Below are 15,680 nucleotides of genomic sequence, written 5' to 3'. Positions count from 1 at the left end.
GGCGTGCAGACCGGAGAACTGGAGCGGGTGAACGGGGACACACCCGTTCTCGGCCGGTCCGTCGCGATCGCGGTGGAACTGCTCGGGATCGTCGCGGCCGTCGCGGCCGGGCATCTCACGGCCGGCATTCTGTCACCGTCGTCGTCCCCGTTCGTCTCGGTCGGTGACGCCGTCGTCCGGCTGTCCCCGCAGCCGGTCGTCGAGTTCGGGAAGTCCGTCTTCGGCACGGCCGACAAGCCCGTCCTCCTCGCCGGTGTCGGGGTCCTGCTGGTGGTCGCCGGCGCGGTCGCCGGGCTCGCCGCCCGCCGGCGTCCCGCCGCCGGGACGGTGGCGGTCACCGCGCTCGGCGTCCTCGCGCTCGCGGCCGTGCTGACCGCCCCGGCGCTGCGGCCCGCCGATGTCGCCGCCCCGGTGGCCGCGCTGGTCGCCGGCGTCGTCGTGCAGCGCGGCCTGCACCGCCTCGCCCGCGCCGCGGCCGCGACGACGGCCCCCGGCGGTCCCGGTCACCGGGTCGGCCGTCGTACGGTGCTGGCCGGTGCGTCCGCGGCCGTGCTCGCCGGTTCTCTCGCGGCCGGCGGCGCGGGGGCGGTCCTCGCGTCGACCGGACGCGGCATCGCCGGCTCCCGCGAGGCGCTGACGCGCAGGCTCGCCGCGGCCCGGTTCGCGGAGCGGGCGCCGGCGATCCCCGCGTCCGCGGCGTTCCCGGAGCTCGGCACGGGCCCCTTCCTCACCCCGAACGCCGACTTCTACCGGATCGACGTGTCGCTGCAGATCCCCGCGGTCCGCGCCGAGGACTGGACACTGCGGATCCACGGCCGGGTGCGGCGTGAGCTCACCCTGACCGTCGAGGACCTGCTCTCCCGGCCGCTGGTCGAGCGCACGATCACGATGACCTGCGTCTCCAACACCGTCGGCGGGAACCTCGTCTCCACGGCGAACTTCGTCGGCGTCGAGCTGGCCCCGCTGCTGCGCGAGGCGGGGGTCGAGCCCGGCGCAGACCAGATCGTGTCCACCAGCCGCGACGGCTGGACCGCGGGCACCCCGACCGGCACCGTCCTCGAGCCCGGCCGCGGCGCGCTGCTGGCACTGGGCATGAACGGGGAGGCGCTGCCCGTCGAGCACGGGTTCCCGGTGCGGATGGTGGTGCCCGGCCTCTACGGCTACGTCTCGGCCACCAAGTGGCTCGCCGACATCGAGCTCACCACGTTCGCCGAGCGCAGCGTCTACTGGCGCGACCGCGGCTGGGCCGAGCGCGCCCCGATCAAGACCCAGTGCCGGATCGACGCGCCCGCCGGGTTCGCCCGGCTCGCGCCGGGCCGGGTGCAGGTCGCGGGCGTCGCCTGGGCGCAGCCGGTCGGGATCGCGGGCGTCGAGGTCCGGGCCGACGACGGGCCGTGGGTCCCGGCCGAGCTCGCCACCGACGTCGGACCCGCCACCTGGCGGATGTGGCGGGCCGAGCTCGATCTCGCCCCCGGCAGCCACACCCTCACCGCGCGCGCCACCGACCGCGACGGCCGCACCCAGACCGAGGTCCGCGCCGACCCGATCCCGGACGGCGCGACCGGCAGGCCGATGGTGATCGTCTCCGTCGGCTGAACCGCGACAGGAAATTCGTTCCCGCCGTTTCCCGGCTCCGCCGTGCCCTTTTCCGGAACCGCCGGAATTCCTCCGGGAAATCTTCGGAAGATTGTCCGGGGAAACCGAACCGGAGCACCACGGGACACCGAACAACTCACCGACCATCGACGGCGGCCACGCCGTCGGCATTCGAAAGGAATCGACAGATGCGCGCCACCCGCACCCTGGCCACCGTCGGCCTGCTCGCCACCCTGTCCCTCGGTCTCGCCGCGTGCGGTGGTGGCGCGGAGCCGGCCGCCCCGGCTGCCCCCGCACCGTCCTCGTCGGCCGCGGCCGCACCGGCGGCGGACGGCGTCACCACCAACGACGACGTCGTCGGCCCGGCCTGCGGCCAGCTGCCGCAGGGCGACGAGCCCGGCTCGCTCGACTCGATGGGCCCGCAGCCCGTCGCGACCGCGGCGAGCACCAACCCGCTGCTCACCACCCTGGTCACCGCGGTCGGGAAGGTCCCGGGCCTGGCCGACACGCTGAACCAGCAGCAGGCGATCACCGTCTTCGCCCCGGCGAACGACGCCTTCACCGCCGTCCAGCAGCAGCTGGGCGAGGAGAAGTTCAACGCGCTGCTGGCCGACACCGACCAGCTGCAGGGCCTGCTCAGCTACCACGTCACCCCGGAGCGCCTGGACGCCGCGGGCCTGGTGCAGAAGAAGACCCTGACCGAGCTGGCGGGTGGTGACCTCACCATCGGCGGCACGGCGGAGGCCCCGACGGTCACCGACGGGCAGGGCAACACCGCCAACGTCCTGTGCGGCAACATCCCCACCGCGAACGCCACCGTGTTCGTGATCGACAAGGTCCTGATGCCGAAGGCGGGCTGATCCACCGGTCCGGCGACGGCGCGGGTCCGGGGCGTGACGTCCCGGGCCCGCGCCGTCGTGCGGCCCCGGCCCCGCCCGGGCACGGTGGATCATGCCGCCCCGCCCGCGGACACCGACGACGCCGACCCGGAAGACGATGACCAGCCCGTCCCCCACCGACCGCCCCGGCCACGGCCGGCCGCCGTCGCGCGCGCTCGTCCTGGCCACCCTCCTGTCCGGCGTCCTGGCCGTGGTGCTCGCCGCCCTCGTGCCGTTCGCGCCGGTCGAGACCCGGGACACGACGGTCACCTGGCCGCAGGCCGGCGAGCTGCCGTCGTCGACGACGGCGGCGTTCCAGCCCACCGCGCCCGAGTCGGTGCGGGTGACGGTGCCCTGCCCGGTGCTGCGTGCCGCGCAGGACCGGGGCGGGGCGACGACCGTGGTGTCCACCGAGCGGCCGGGCACACCCGGGACCGGGTTCACCGTGCTGACCGACGGCGGTGACGTCCGGGTGCAGGCCGGGGGCCGGGAACTGGTGCGCGAGCCGATACCCGGCGGCGACGCCTGTGGCGTGCTGCTCACCGCCGACGCCGGCGGCGCCCGGGTCACCCTCGGCGACGCCGCACCGCGGTCGTTCCCCGGCGACGTCGTCCGGACCGTCGCGGCCTTCACCACCGACCTGGCCCCGGCGGACGCCGAGGGCCTGCAGGTCACCGCCCGCACCGCCGACTGGTTCGAGGCCGCCCCGACCGGGACGAAGCTGGTCCTGCTCGGCCTGCAGTGGGCGTCCGCGGCCACCGCGCTGGTCCTGCTCGCCCGGCTCGCCGGGGACCGTCTCCGCCGGCGCCGGGGTGCATGGCGGTTGTGGCGGGCCCGGCTCGCGGCGCTGCGGACTCCGTCCGGGGCGGGGCGGACCGTCGCCGACGCCCTGGTCGTGGGCACGCTCGCGGTCTGGACCGTGATCGGCCCGCTGAGCACCGACGACGGGTTCACCGAGGCCATCGCCCGCAACACCACGGGCGACGACTTCGGGAACGTCTACCGCTGGGGCAACGCGTCCGAGGCGCCGTACACGCTGGTGATCCGGATGGTCCAGGCGCTGGCCGGCGCCGGGGCGGGCCCGCTCGGGCTGCGGGTCCCGTCGGTGCTGGCCGGGATCGCGGTGTGGCTGCTGCTGTCCCGGGTGGCGCTGCCCGCCGTGCTGCCCCGCCTGCACCGCCGGGCGTGGGTGCGCGGCACGCTCGGCGTCGCGTTGCTGGCGTGGTGGCTCCCGCTGAACCTGGGGGTCCGTCCGGAGCCGTTCGCGGCGCTGGCCGTCACGGCCGCCCTGTGCTGCGCACTGCGGGCGGTCGCGCGGCCGGGTGGCCGGGCCGGGCTCTGGACGTCGGGCGCGGCGCTGGCGTCCGGGCTGGCGCTGGCGGTGACGCCGTCGGCGCTGACCCTCGCCGGGCCACTGTTGCTGCTGGTCCCGGCCCTGTGGCGGCGGTTCGCCGGGCGCGGCGGGCCCGGCCCGCGCGCCGCGACCCTCACCGGGGCCGCCGCGACGGTCGCGGCGGCCGGGATCGCGGCGGCGGGCGCGGTCGTCGTGTTCACCGGGCAGAGCTTCTACACGGTGGCACGAGCGACGGAGATGCACGCGTTCTACGGGCCCGCTGTCGCCTGGTTCTCCGAGATCCGCCGGTGGGAGTACCTGCTCGGGTTCGACAACGAGCAGGGCGGGCTGGGCCGCCGACTCCCGGTGCTGCTGACGATCGCGCTGCTCGTGGCCGCGCTGCCCCTGGTCGCGCGCGGCGCGCACCGGTGGACCGCGGGACTGCGCCGGACGCCGGTGCCGCTGGTCGGCGTCGCGCTGGGGTTCGTGCTGCTCACGCCGTCGCCGTCGAAGTGGACGCACTACTTCGGCACGCTCGCCGGGGTCGGGGCGCTCGCCGTCGTCGCGGGGGTGGCGCTGGTCGTCGCGGCCGCGCGCAGGCCCGCCGACGCGACGGTGCGGGGCGCCGCGGCGGCCGGCACCGTCGCGGCGGTCGTGCTGACGGCGCTGGTGTTCGCCGGGCGCAACGACTGGTTCCTGTGGTCGGGGTGGGGCGTCCCGCGGCTCGACGGGCCGTTCGAGCCGCTGGACTCCCCCGCCGTCTGGCTGCTCGTGGCGGTGCTCGTGCTCGCCGGCACGCTCCTCGCGGTCCGGCCCGTGCCGCGGGCGGCGGCGATGCTGCCCGCCGGTGTCGTGGTGACCGCGCTGGTCACCGGGGTCGCCGTGGTGGTCGGCTCGCTCGCCGTCGCACCCCTGCGGCAGGACGGCGGCTACTCGGTCGGCGCCCAGATGTGGGACGAGCTCACCGGCCGCGGCGGCTGCGGGATCCTCGACCACGTGACCGTCCCGCGGGACGGCGGCGCGCTCGCGGCCGCGGGCGGCGAGGACACCCTGACGGGGTTCACCGAGGGCGGCGGGTGGCCGCAGCCCCCGCCGGACGGCGGCACCGGCTGGGGCAGCCGCGACGGCGGCCCGGGGACGACCGGCGAGCTCACCAGCCGCTGGTACTCCGTCCCGGCGGGGCCACCGGACCGGGAGCTGACGGTCGACGTGGCCGGGCGGACCGGTCAGGGCAACGTCGTCGAGCTCGAGTACGCCCGGGCCGGGTCCGCGGAGCCGGACGGCGCGCTGCCGCTCGACGACACCGCGACGTCCGACGACGCCCGCGCCGACTACCCGTCCGAACGGGTCGAGGAGGCCACCCCGCTGGACCGGCCGGGGTGGCGCGGGGTGCGCGTCACCGTCGGCGAGCTGCCGGAGGGGACCGACCGGGTCCGCGTGCACGCGGTCGACGACACCACCGACGCCGGCGGCTGGGTCGCCGTCGCGGCGCCGCGGCTGGTCGAGCCGGCACCGGTGGTGCCGATGCTGCGCGACGCCGACGGCCCCGTCTACGTCGACTGGTCCATCCTCTGGTCGGCACCCTGCCTGCGGGACCTGCCGGCGGTGCGGGCCGGGCTGGTGCAGACGCCCCGCTATCTGGTGCTGGGGCCGTCGTCGCTCGGGTTCGCCCTCGACGTCTCCTTCACCGGCGCCGCCGGGGGCAGCTTCGCCGCGATGCGCCGGACCACCACCGAGTCGGTGATCGGCACCCGGGTCGACACCGCCGACGACCCCGAGCAGGACGACTGGGGGCGGGTCACCCGGATCGACACGGACCTCGCCGTCGACGCCTACGACGTCCGGTCCGACAGGGTGTCGCGCTGGGGCTGGGAGGGCGACCGTTCGCCCCTGGGCCGTCCGGAGCTCCCGCCGCCCTGAGCCCGTCCGCTCGGAGGGGCCGGTGCCGGGACACCACTGATAGACAGGTGCGGATACCTGCACGCAAGGAGCAAGGGAGCTTCATCGTGGCTTTCCCCGGACTGCAGCACGTCGCGCTGACCGTGGGCGACATCGAGCGCAGCACGAAGTGGTACTCGGCCCTGTTCGGCGCCGATCCGGTACTGGTCGAGGACGAGGAGGGCGGCCGCTTCCACCACACCGTCTTCGCGCTGGACGGCGGCATGCTGTTCGGCCTGCACACCCACCAGGGGCGCGAGTCGAAGGACTCCTTCGACGAGGAGCGCACCGGCCTGGACCACGTCGGGTTCGCCGTCGGCTCGCAGGCCGAGCTGGAACAGTGGGCGCAGAAGCTGACCGACCTGGGCATCGCGCACGGCGGCGTCAAGAAGGGGCACTACGGCAGCGGGCTCTCGTTCCGCGACCCGGACAACATCGCGCTCGAGTTCTTCGCGTTCCCGGAGGGCTGACCCGGACCGGGACCCCGGTGCGACGGCGGCCGTGTCCGGACACGGCCGCCGCCGTACCACCGTGCGGACGCGCGCTTGCCCGGCGGCGGCGGTCCGCGATCGAATCATGCGGTGATGCGCACCCGGCTCGAACCGTTCTGGCCCAGCCGTCGCATCACCGCGTTCGACGAGCTCTGTCGGTGGGCCGCGTAGCGACCCCGGCACCGACTCCCGGGTCGCGGCGCGGCCGTCCCCGTGCCCAGGTCCGCGGGCACGACGCCCGCGATCACCGACCCACCGTCAGGGAGCCACCGTGTCCGTCACCGACGATCTGCTCGCGAACAACGCCCGCTACGCCGAGAGCTTCTCCGGCCCGCTGCCCCTCCCGCCGGCGAAGAAGGTCGCCGTCGTCGCCTGCATGGACGCCCGGCTGGACGTCTACCGCATCCTCGGCCTGAACGAGGGCGAGGCGCACGTCATCCGCAACGCAGGCGGTGTCGTCACCGACGACGAGATCCGCTCGCTGGCCATCAGCCAGCGGCTGCTGGGGACCGAGGAGATCATCCTCATCCACCACACCGACTGCGGGATGCTGACCTTCACCGACGACGACTTCAAGAAGTCCGTCCAGGACGACACCGGGATCAAGCCGGAGTGGGCCGCCGAGGCCTTTCCCGATCTCGACGGCGACGTCCGCCAGTCGATCGCCCGGATCACGGCCAACCCGTTCGTCCCGCGGAAGGACTCGGTCCGCGGCTTCGTCTTCGACGTCGCGACCGGGAAGCTGAACGAGGTCGTCTGAGGCCCCGCGACGCCCGGACGGCCCGGCCCCGCGAGCGTGCGGGGCCGGGCCGTCCGGTGTGCGGGATCAGGCCGTCCGGGGACGGCGGCGCAGCGCGTTGCGCGCCACCGCCAGCTGCTGCGCGACCTCGGCGGTGATCAGCTCGGCGTGCAGCACGTCGGCGCGGTCGGAGACCCCGTCGGGGCCTGCGGTGCGTAGCGCGCGGTGCCGCCGGACGAGGGCCTCCAGGCTGTCGAGCAGCCGGGTCCCGGGATCGGTCGTCGCCCCCGGCGGGGGCAGGGTCGGTGCACTCATCGTGTCTGTCTCCTGTGGTCTCAGGGTGCCTCGGGGATCGGGGGTCGATCACCTCGGCGGACAGCGCGTGGTGCACACCCGCACGTAGTCGATGACTCGCCGCCGGGACAGGACGGTGCGGGTCATGTCACCACCCCCGCCCGTCTACCGGCGATCGCAGCGAGAAGCTCCCGGGGTGCGGTCGTCGCGCGGGTGACGCCCGGGTGGGCCCGCTCCGCCGTCGACCGCATGGTTCCTCCATCGCGTCCCGGCGGGAGCACCCTCACCCGCGTGCGGCGGGGGGTTGCTGCGGCGTCGTCGAGCCGGGTCTCTCGGCCGCTCCGGATGGTGTGTCCCCCGACTGTAGGGAGCGTGGGCACCTCCGTGTCAACCCGCGCGCCCGGCACGTGATCCGCGACGCCCGCATCCTCCCGACCGGCGGGAGCACCGCGGCCACCGGGCCGAGGATGTCCGGACACCGCGCCCGCGGGCCGGCGCCGTCGATCCGGCGCCGGTGGGCGGACGACGTGTCCGGACCGGTTCCACACCCGCTCCCACCAGGCGAAACAGGTGACGGCAATCCCAACACCAAGGGTTGGGTTTCGGGCCCGGGCCGGTTACCGTCGACGTCGTGACCGGTTCCCTGCTGCTGACGACGCGCGAGCACATCGACCTCGCCCGCGTCGCGTCGGCGCTCTGTCGGCCCTGAGGCCGACCCCACCCGTCACCCCCTGCCCCGCGCCGCCCCGCGGCACATCCCGCCGCACGCCCCGCAGCACGCCCTCCCCGCGCTCACGTGACCCGGCCACGCTCGCCCGATCGTGCGAGCGCCGGCGGAACCGGTGAGCGCCCGCCATCGCACCTCCACGGCTCGTGGGGGTGTGGTTCCGGCGCGCCCTTCTCCAGGAGCTTGTATGACGACCACGTCCGAACGGGCGCGCGCCCAGGCGCCGCCCGACGTCGAGACCCTCCGCACCCGGCAGACCCGGGGCCCCGCCCGGGTGCCGCGCTGGGTGGTGAAGACCGCGTCCCCGGTCCTGCTCGTCGCCCTGTGGCAGGTGCTGTCCAGCACCGGCCTGCTGCCGCGCGACGTGCTCGCCTCACCCGTCACCGTGGTGGAGACCGCGGCCGGGATGTGGGCCGACGGGGCCGTGCAGAGCGCCGTCGTCGTGTCCGGGGCGCGGGTCGTCGCCGGGATCGCGATCGGCGTGGTCACCGCCGTCGTCCTCGCGACGCTGTCCGGGCTCTTCCGGCGCGGGGAGGACGTCATCGACGCACCCGTCCAGATGCTGCGCACGGTCCCGGTGATCGGGCTGATCCCGCTGCTGATCATCTGGTTCGGCATCGGCGAGGAGCCGAAGATCGTGCTGATCGGGCTGGCCGTGACCTTCCCGCTCTACATGAACCTCTTCGGCGGCATCCGCAACGTCGACGCCACCCTCGTCGAGGCCGCCCGGACCCTCGGGCTCGGCTGGTTCGGCCAGGTCCGCCACGTGATCCTGCCGTCGGCGATGCCACAGTTCCTGGTCGGCCTGCGCTACTCGCTCGGCACGGCCTGGCTGGCGCTGGTGTTCGGCGAGACGATCAACGCCACCTCCGGCATCGGCTACGAGATGAACCGGGCCCGGGAGTTCTTCGAGACCGACGTCATCGTCGTCTGCCTGGTCCTCTACGCGCTGCTCGGCCTGGTCGGCGACGGCATCGTCCGACTCCTCGAGAGGGGGCTCCTGTCATGGCGACCGGCGTTCAGCGGGCGGTGAACCCCGTCTCGGTGCGGGGCCTGACCCGGCGTTTCGACGACCGGGCGGTCCTCGACGACCTCGACCTCGACATCCCGCCCGGCCAGTTCGTCGCGCTGCTCGGCGCCTCGGGCTGCGGCAAGTCCACCCTGCTGCGGATCCTCGCCGACCTCGACCACGACGTGACCGGTGAGGTCACCGTCGCACGGAAGCGGGCCGTCGGGTTCCAGAACCCGCGGCTGCTGCCGTGGAAGAAGGTGTGGCGCAACGTCGTCATGGGCCTGCCCGGACGCCCGGACCGGTCCCGCGCCGAGGCGGCGCTCACCGAGGTGGGGCTCGGGCACCGCATCGACGTCTGGCCGAAGGTCCTCTCCGGCGGCGAGGCCCAGCGGGCCGCGCTCGCCCGGTCCCTGGTCCGCGACCCCGACCTCCTGCTGCTCGACGAGCCGTTCTCCGCGCTCGACGCGCTCACCCGGATCACCGCCCGCGGCCTCGTCGACGAGGTCTGGCAGCGGCACCGCTGCGCGGTGCTGCTGGTGACCCACGACGTCGAGGAGGCGCTCGTGCTCGCCGACCGCGTGCTCGTCATGGACGGCGGGCGGATCGCGCACGACGCGCCCGTCGACCTCGACCGGCCCCGCGACGTCACCCACCCCGACTTCCAGCACCTGCGCGCCGACCTGCTCGGCCGCCTGGGCGTGCACTGACCACCGGAGGGACACCATGTCCGTCGAGTTCATCGGCATGATCGGGACCCAGGAGGTCTCGGAGATCCACCCCGCCGCAGGGCCGGTCGTCGACCGCGACACCGTCCGCCGGTTCGTCGCCGCCCACGAGAACGGCGGCTTCGACAAAGTGCTGGTCGGCCACTCGTCGTCCACACCGGACGGTCTGCAGGTCGCAGCGTACGGCGCCGCCCACTCCGACCGGCTCGGCTTCCTCGTCGCGCACCGGCCCGGGTTCACCGCGCCCACCCTCGCCGCCCGGCAGTACGCCACCCTCGACCACTTCTCGGGCGGTGGCCGGGTCGCGATGCACGTCATCTCCGGCGGCAGCGACACCGACCAGCGGCGCGACGGCGACTGGCTCGACAAGGAGCAGCGCTACGCCCGCACCGACGAGTACCTGTCCGTCCTCCGCCGCGCCTGGTCCGAGCCGGACGCGTTCGACCACACCGGGGAGCACTACCGGGCCGCCGGCGTGCGGCAGGAGATCCGCCCGCTCGCCCCGATCCCCCTCTACTTCGGAGGGTCCTCCGACGCCGCCTACCGGGTCGGCGGGCGGCACGCCGACGTCTTCGCGCTCTGGGGCGAGCCCCTCGCGGGCACGGCCGAACAGATCACCCGCGTGCACGACGCCGCCCGCGCGGCCGGGCGCACCGAGCTGCCGCGGATCAGCGTGTCGTTCCGGCCGATCCTCGGCGACACCGAGGAGGAGGCGTGGGCGCGCGCCCACGCGGTCCGGGACGGGATCGTCGCCGCGAAGGGCGGGCACGGCTCCTTCACCGGCAGCCGGATGCGCGAGGCCGGTGCGCCGCCCAACGTCGGCTCGCAACGGCTGCTCGCCGCCGCGGAGGCCGGCGAGCTGCACGACCGCTGCCTGTGGACGGCGACCGCCGCCGCGTCCGGCGCCGCGGGCAACTCGACGGCGCTGGTCGGCACCCCGGACACCGTCGCCGCCGCGCTCGCCGACTACGTCGGCATCGGCGTCACGACCCTGCTGATCCGCGGCTACGACCCGATCGACGACGCCCGCCGCTACGGCCGCGAGCTGCTGCCCGCCGTCCGTGCCGAGCTGTCCCGCCGCGGGCTCGACCGCGACGCCGCCGTGCAGGGGGTCCCGGCGTGAGCGGGCCCGCCACCGCGCCCCGCCGCACCGCACCCGCCGCGGCGACCGCGTGGGCGCCCGAGGGCACCTCGCGCGGCACCGTCGCCGTCCTGACCGGGCGCGGTGAGCATCCCGGGATCTACGCCCGGCTCGGCCGCCGCCTCGCGTCCGACGGCTGGACCGTCGCCGTCCCCGGTCCGGGTGCCGGCGACGACTCCGTCGCCGACGCCCTCACCGGCGCGACCGGTGCCCGGGTGCTGCTCGGCTCCGACACCGGCGCGCTGCGGGCGTGGGGGCTCGCCGCGTCGGGCACCGTCCGGCCGGACGGTCTGGTACTCGCCGGGCTGCCCACCGCCACGTCCCCGGCGCTGGACCACGACGGCGAGCTCGACGCCCGCACCGCCTGCCCGGTGCACCGCGGTGTGCTCGAGGCCGACCCGGACTTCGGGTGGGGCGCGCTCGCCGAGGCCCCGCCGCCGGTGCCCGCCGCGGCGCTGCCCGACCTGCCGGTGCTGTGGCTGCACGGCGACGCCGATCCGATCGCCCCGGCCGCCGGGATCCGGGAGCTGGCCCGCCCCGCCGACGACGTCGCCGTCGTCGCCGACGGGGTGCACGACGTGCTGAACGACCAGTTCCACCGGATCGTCGCGGCCCGGCTCGTGCTCTTCCTGGAGCGGCTGGCCAAGGGCGCCCGGTTCGCCGAACCGCCCGCACCGGCGTCCGGCGGGTCCCGGACCCGCCGCGCCGCGCCGCTGACCGTCTCGGCCCGGCTCGACCACGCACTGGCCGCGCTCGCCGAGCTCGTCGACGCCGACGGCGACACCGTCACCTGCGACGCGATGTCACGTGCCCGCGGCGTCCCGCTGAACTCGCTGGTCAACGTGATGCTGCAGCTGCGCCGCGCCGGGCTCGTCACGAGCAGGCGGGGCTGCGAGGGCGGCTACCGGCTCGCCCGCCGGGCCGACGAGATCACCGTCGCCGACGTCGTGCGCGCGACCGAGGGCGCGGTCGCCGTCCTGCGCGGCACCGGCCCTGCCTCGGTGCTCTGGGCCGACCTGGAGCGCACGGTCGCCGAGTTCCTCACCTCACGCACCCTCACCGACCTGGAGCGTTCCGCCCGATGAGCACCGGCTCCTTCCACCCCGACCTCGGCACCACCGTGCCCGACCACGCCCGGGTGCACCTGGTCCGCGGCGCCGACCTGTCCGTCGACACCGCCCAGACCAGCGGGATGAGCCGCCGCGAGGCGATCAGCGGCCGCACCGTCGGCTCGTCGACGCTGTGGACCGGCGAGACGCACGTCGCCCCGGACACGAACTCCGGCGACCACCACCACGGCGAGGCGGAGACCTCGATCTACGTGGTCAGCGGACGGCCCCGGTTCGTCTTCCACGACGGCACCGGCGAGGTCGTACTGCAGACCGAGCCGGGCGACCACGTGTTCGTCCCGCCCTTCGTCCCGCACCGCGAGGAGAACCCCGACCCGGAGCACCCGGCCGTCGTCGTGATCTCGCGCAGCACCCAGGAGGGGATCGTCGTGAACCTCCCCTCGCTCACCCCGCTCACCGATCCGGAGACCACCCCGTGACCCGCCGACTCACCCTCCCCGCCCTGCTCGCCGCGCTCGCCCTGGTGCTCGCCGGCTGCTCCGGCGGTGCCGCGGACGACGGCCCCACCGACCTCTCGCAGGTGACGCTGCGGGTCGGTGACCAGGCCGGGATCCAGCAGGCGCTCGTCGAGGCGTCCGGCGCGCTCGAGGGCACCCCCTACACGGTCGAGTGGGCCCAGTTCCCGGCCGCCGCCCCGCTGCTGGAGGCGCTGCGCAGCGAGGCGGTCGACGTCGGCATCGCCGGCGACGCACCCACCCTGACCGCGCTCTCCTCCACCGACCGGATCAAGATCGTCACGGCGACCCGCTCGCCCAGCCAGGGCGGCCTGGCGCTGCTCGTGCCGAAGGACTCGCCCGTGCGCTCGGTCGCCGACCTGCGCGGGAAGACGGTCTCGCCGACCACCCAGGGCAGCATCGGGCACTACCTGCTGCTGCGCGCCCTGGAGGAGGCCGGGGTGCCCGCGGACCAGGTGGACATCTCGTTCCTGCAGCCGGTCGACGCGGCCGCCGCGATGAACTCCGGCGCGATCGACGCGTGGTCCACCTGGGACCCGTACACCGCGGTCGCCCAGCAGGAGTCCGGCGCCCGCGTCCTGCGCGACGCGAAGGGCCTCGGCACCGGGCTCACGTTCCTCGACGCCAACACCGAGGCGCTGGAGGACCCCGGCACCCGAGCCGCGCTGACGGACTTCACCCAGCGCTACGCCCGGGCCCTGCAGTGGGCCCGGGAGAACCCGCAGGAGAACGCGGCGATCTACGCGAAGCTGACCGACCGTCCGGCTGCCGTCGCGGATCTGATGGCGCAGCGGGCACTGCGCAGCACCGAGCCGCTGACCCCGGACCTGACGGCCGAGCTGCAGGGGGTGGCCGACCGGTACTCCGACTACGGCGTGCTCCGCAACCGGGTCGACGTCGGCTCCGCGATCGAGGACCTCGGCGCCCCCGCCGGGTCCTGACCGCACCGCCCGCACGCCCGGACCCCGCCGAGATGCGGCCCAGCGTTCCGTGGTGATCGACATCCGACGCTGAGCCGCATCTCGGCGAGCATGATCCGGACACGGAACGCCGCCCGCCGCGGTGGAGCACACCGGCGGCGAGGGCCTCCGGCTCGTGAGTGGTTATCGCGGTCAGGACCGCGACAACCACTCACGGGCCGCGAGGCCCACACCCACCAGCGGCGCCAGGGCCGTCGCGGCGAAGCCGAGGCCGCCGGCCGCGGCGTGCAGCGGCACCCACACCAGGGGCGCCAGCGCGCCGCCGAAGAACTGGAACGACAGCGCCAGCGACGCCGCCCCCGCACGGTTCCCGTCCGTGCTGGTCGCGGCGATCGCGTTGACCGTGGTCCGCAGCCCGGTGACGGCGACGCCGACCGCGGCGACCCCGAGCCCGAGCAGCGGCACCGACGGCCCCAGCGCCGCAACCACGAGGCCGACGGCGAGCAGCAGGTTCGTCAGCACCCCGGTGCGCCACGGGCCGAGCGCGTCGAGCCGCCTGCCCAGCAACGGCGCCGTGAGCAGCCCGGCGACGCCGAACGCCGCCGCCAGCAGCCCGCGCTGCCACGGGCCGAGCCCGAAGTCCTCCTCCGCCCGCAGGATCGCCAGCACGGTGAGGCCCACCGCCGCGAAGTAGCACAGGAACGACAACGCGCAGGCCAGCGCCAGGTTCCGGTTCAGCAGAGCCCGTACCGGTGGCGGGCCGGTGGGGCGCGGGCCCGCCGTCATCGTCGGGGGCAGCACCGCCAGCACGACCGCGACCAGCGCGGGGAACGCGAACGCCAGCCGCCAGTCCAGCACCGCCGACGGCCCGGACACCAGCGGGCTCGCCGCCTGCCCGGCGGCCTGCATGCCGGCGAAGAACCCGAGCGCCCGCCCCAGGCCGGCCCGCGGCACCAGGTCGGTGATCGCGGCGACGAGCAGCGGGGTCGTGAAGGCGTTGGTGACGCCCTGCAGCGCCCGTGCGGCGAGGAACCACTCGATCGTCGGGGCCAGCACGCAGCACGCGCAGGCGACGACGAACGCGATCAGCGACAGCTGCATGGTGCGGGCCCGCCCCCAGCGCTCGGCGAGCGTGCCGGACACCAGCATCACCGCGGCGAACGGGAGCATGTAGGTGGTCACGGCAGCGGCCGCGACCTCCGGTGTCGTCCGCAGCCCCACCGCCACCTCGTGCACCATCGGCGTGACCATGGTGCTGGCGTACGGGCCGAGGAAGCCGCCGACGTAGAGCGGCCACGCCCGGACACCCGGGCGTGGCCGCGCGACGGCGGTCGCCCCGTCAGACATCCACGAGGTTCTTCACGAGCGCGTCGAAGGTCCGGTCGTCCTCGATGAGTCCCCAGGACACCATCCAGTCGTAGGTGCGCTGGAACTGCGCCTCCGGGTACGGCGCCGGGTCGACGTAGCGCAGCCGGCCCAGCGGGATCTCGTGCGGCTCGACGGAGCCGAGCTCCGCGGGGATCTCCGCGGTGAGGTGGTGCAGGTAGGGCCGCGGATCCTCGTTGATCGTCGCGACGGCCCGGACGACCGCGCGGTTGATCCGGGCGTAGGTGTCCTCGTCGACCTGCGGGCTCGCGATCTCGGCGCCGACGTAGAACGCCTCGGCGAGGACCTTGTACCCCTGCTTCTCGGCGAGGGTGATCCACGGCTCCATCAGGGCGGCGGCCTCGACGGTGCCGTCGCGCAGCGCCTCGAACCGGACCTGCGGGCCGCCGTAGTGCGCGACGGTGATCTCCTCGCGGGGCAGGAAGCCCTCCAGGGTCTGCAGGGCGACGTAGTGCGAGCCGTGGTGGAAGTTCACCGCCACGGTGACGCCGGCGAGGTCCTGCGGATGGGTCGCCGGGTGGTCGCCGCGGACCATGATCGCCTGGCCGTTCACGGCGGCCCGCTTGGACACGACCCGGCCGCCGACCGTGGTGTCCTGGGCCCGCCGGACCTGCCCCCACTCGCAGGCCCGGTACAGCGACGCCTCGCCGCTCTCGAAGTGCGACTTCGTCTGCCCGAACGCGCTGAGCAGCTGGTGGTCCTCCAGCGGGGAGACCCCGGCGTCGGCGTAGGCCTTGGTGACGAACTCGACGTCGACGCCCTCGTCGGCGAAGTAGCCCTCGTCCTGGGCGACGAGCTGGGGCAGTGAGAACACCAGGGAGAGCAGCTCCATGGTGACCTTCGGACGCTCGGTCATGTCACGTTCCTTCCGGTGGGGGCCGCCGCTCACGCGAGCGCGGTGCTGATTCGCGCCGC

Annotated in this window: 15 protein-coding genes; 12 read left to right on the top strand and 3 right to left on the bottom strand. The window is 75.2% G+C overall.

Annotated features, from left to right (window positions below; all coding sequences use genetic code 11):
• Positions 1 to 3: 3 nt before the first annotated feature.
• The 5 genes from PP1_RS26475 to PP1_RS26455 all read left to right on the top strand — a co-directional run bounded on the left by PP1_RS26475 (position 4) and on the right by PP1_RS26455 (position 6,996).
• Positions 4 to 1,596: a molybdopterin-dependent oxidoreductase gene (locus PP1_RS26475; protein WP_249266015.1), complete on the top strand. Its 1,593-nt coding sequence runs from the start codon at positions 4 to 6 to the stop codon at positions 1,594 to 1,596.
• Between the two features lie 188 nt (positions 1,597 to 1,784).
• Positions 1,785 to 2,456: a fasciclin domain-containing protein gene (locus PP1_RS26470; RefSeq protein WP_010238688.1), complete on the top strand. Its 672-nt coding sequence runs from the start codon at positions 1,785 to 1,787 to the stop codon at positions 2,454 to 2,456.
• A 136-nt stretch (positions 2,457 to 2,592) separates the two neighbouring features.
• On the top strand, positions 2,593 to 5,727 hold the full coding sequence (locus tag PP1_RS26465) for an arabinosyltransferase domain-containing protein (RefSeq protein WP_075314498.1): 3,135 nt from the start codon (positions 2,593 to 2,595) through the stop codon (positions 5,725 to 5,727).
• An 86-nt stretch (positions 5,728 to 5,813) separates the two neighbouring features.
• Positions 5,814 to 6,215, top strand: coding sequence for a VOC family protein (locus PP1_RS26460; protein WP_010232037.1), 402 nt, complete (start codon positions 5,814 to 5,816; stop codon positions 6,213 to 6,215).
• Positions 6,216 to 6,507: 292 nt separating this feature from the next.
• Positions 6,508 to 6,996, top strand: a complete 489-nt coding sequence (locus PP1_RS26455) for a beta-class carbonic anhydrase (protein WP_010232036.1) — start codon at positions 6,508 to 6,510, stop codon at positions 6,994 to 6,996.
• A gap of 66 nt (positions 6,997 to 7,062) precedes the next feature.
• Here PP1_RS26455 and PP1_RS26450 read toward each other — a convergent pair whose 3' ends face one another.
• Positions 7,063 to 7,290, bottom strand: coding sequence for a hypothetical protein (locus PP1_RS26450; RefSeq protein WP_010232034.1), 228 nt, complete (start codon positions 7,288 to 7,290; stop codon positions 7,063 to 7,065).
• A gap of 610 nt (positions 7,291 to 7,900) precedes the next feature.
• Here PP1_RS26450 and PP1_RS31635 point away from each other — a divergent pair.
• The 7 genes from PP1_RS31635 (at position 7,901) to PP1_RS26420 (ending at position 13,400) form a co-directional block, all read left to right on the top strand.
• Positions 7,901 to 7,978, top strand: coding sequence for a putative leader peptide (locus PP1_RS31635; RefSeq protein ID WP_369821698.1), 78 nt, complete (start codon positions 7,901 to 7,903; stop codon positions 7,976 to 7,978).
• A 205-nt stretch (positions 7,979 to 8,183) separates the two neighbouring features.
• A complete protein-coding gene (locus tag PP1_RS26445; protein WP_010232032.1) occupies positions 8,184 to 9,029 on the top strand; it encodes an ABC transporter permease in 846 nt (281 codons plus the stop codon).
• Positions 9,002 to 9,715, top strand: a complete 714-nt coding sequence (locus tag PP1_RS26440) for an ABC transporter ATP-binding protein (RefSeq protein WP_010232030.1) — start codon at positions 9,002 to 9,004, stop codon at positions 9,713 to 9,715. Before PP1_RS26445 ends, PP1_RS26440 begins: the two co-directional genes overlap by 28 nt.
• Before the next feature lie 16 nt (positions 9,716 to 9,731).
• On the top strand, positions 9,732 to 10,856 hold the full coding sequence (locus tag PP1_RS26435; protein WP_075314500.1) for an LLM class flavin-dependent oxidoreductase: 1,125 nt from the start codon (positions 9,732 to 9,734) through the stop codon (positions 10,854 to 10,856).
• The gene (locus PP1_RS26430) at positions 10,853 to 11,959 is read left to right on the top strand and encodes an Rrf2 family transcriptional regulator (RefSeq protein ID WP_170918908.1); all 1,107 of its coding nucleotides are present in this window, start codon (positions 10,853 to 10,855) and stop codon (positions 11,957 to 11,959) included. The genes PP1_RS26435 and PP1_RS26430 overlap by 4 nt, the downstream gene beginning before the upstream one ends.
• Positions 11,956 to 12,423, top strand: a complete 468-nt coding sequence (locus PP1_RS26425; protein ID WP_010225955.1) for a cupin domain-containing protein — start codon at positions 11,956 to 11,958, stop codon at positions 12,421 to 12,423. The genes PP1_RS26430 and PP1_RS26425 overlap by 4 nt, the downstream gene beginning before the upstream one ends.
• Positions 12,420 to 13,400, top strand: coding sequence for an ABC transporter substrate-binding protein (locus tag PP1_RS26420; protein ID WP_010225954.1), 981 nt, complete (start codon positions 12,420 to 12,422; stop codon positions 13,398 to 13,400). Before PP1_RS26425 ends, PP1_RS26420 begins: the two co-directional genes overlap by 4 nt.
• 171 nt (positions 13,401 to 13,571) lie before the next feature.
• Here PP1_RS26420 and PP1_RS26415 read toward each other — a convergent pair whose 3' ends face one another.
• Both PP1_RS26415 and PP1_RS26410 read right to left on the bottom strand, forming a co-directional pair.
• Positions 13,572 to 14,726 carry an MFS transporter gene (locus PP1_RS26415; RefSeq protein WP_010225953.1) on the bottom strand — a complete coding sequence of 385 codons (1,155 nt, stop codon included), beginning with the start codon at positions 14,724 to 14,726 and terminating at the stop codon, positions 13,572 to 13,574.
• On the bottom strand, positions 14,719 to 15,621 hold the full coding sequence (locus PP1_RS26410) for an ABC transporter substrate-binding protein (protein WP_010225951.1): 903 nt from the start codon (positions 15,619 to 15,621) through the stop codon (positions 14,719 to 14,721). Before PP1_RS26410 ends, PP1_RS26415 begins: the two co-directional genes overlap by 8 nt.
• Between the last annotated feature and the right edge of the window lie 59 nt (positions 15,622 to 15,680).

Origin of the sequence: Pseudonocardia sp. P1, from assembly GCF_000178675.2 — a bacterium.
In the GTDB taxonomy this organism is placed as follows: domain Bacteria; phylum Actinomycetota; class Actinomycetes; order Mycobacteriales; family Pseudonocardiaceae; genus Pseudonocardia.
This window is presented reverse-complemented; position numbering and strand designations above follow the sequence as displayed.

What these genes read in the sequence shown, in the direction of transcription:
- PP1_RS26435 (WP_075314500.1), top strand. Translation starts at nt 9,732, where the DNA reads ATGTCCGTCGAGTTCATCGGCATGATCGGGACCCAGGAGGTCTCGGAG.
- PP1_RS26415 (WP_010225953.1), bottom strand. Translation starts at nt 14,726, where the DNA reads ATGTCTGACGGGGCGACCGCCGTCGCGCGGCCACGCCCGGGTGTCCGG.
- PP1_RS26440 (WP_010232030.1), top strand. Translation starts at nt 9,002, where the DNA reads ATGGCGACCGGCGTTCAGCGGGCGGTGAACCCCGTCTCGGTGCGGGGC.
- PP1_RS26410 (WP_010225951.1), bottom strand. Translation starts at nt 15,621, where the DNA reads ATGACCGAGCGTCCGAAGGTCACCATGGAGCTGCTCTCCCTGGTGTTC.
- PP1_RS26470 (WP_010238688.1), top strand. Translation starts at nt 1,785, where the DNA reads ATGCGCGCCACCCGCACCCTGGCCACCGTCGGCCTGCTCGCCACCCTG.
- PP1_RS26465 (WP_075314498.1), top strand. Translation starts at nt 2,593, where the DNA reads ATGACCAGCCCGTCCCCCACCGACCGCCCCGGCCACGGCCGGCCGCCG.
- PP1_RS26445 (WP_010232032.1), top strand. Translation starts at nt 8,184, where the DNA reads ATGACGACCACGTCCGAACGGGCGCGCGCCCAGGCGCCGCCCGACGTC.
- PP1_RS26450 (WP_010232034.1), bottom strand. Translation starts at nt 7,290, where the DNA reads ATGAGTGCACCGACCCTGCCCCCGCCGGGGGCGACGACCGATCCCGGG.
- PP1_RS26425 (WP_010225955.1), top strand. Translation starts at nt 11,956, where the DNA reads ATGAGCACCGGCTCCTTCCACCCCGACCTCGGCACCACCGTGCCCGAC.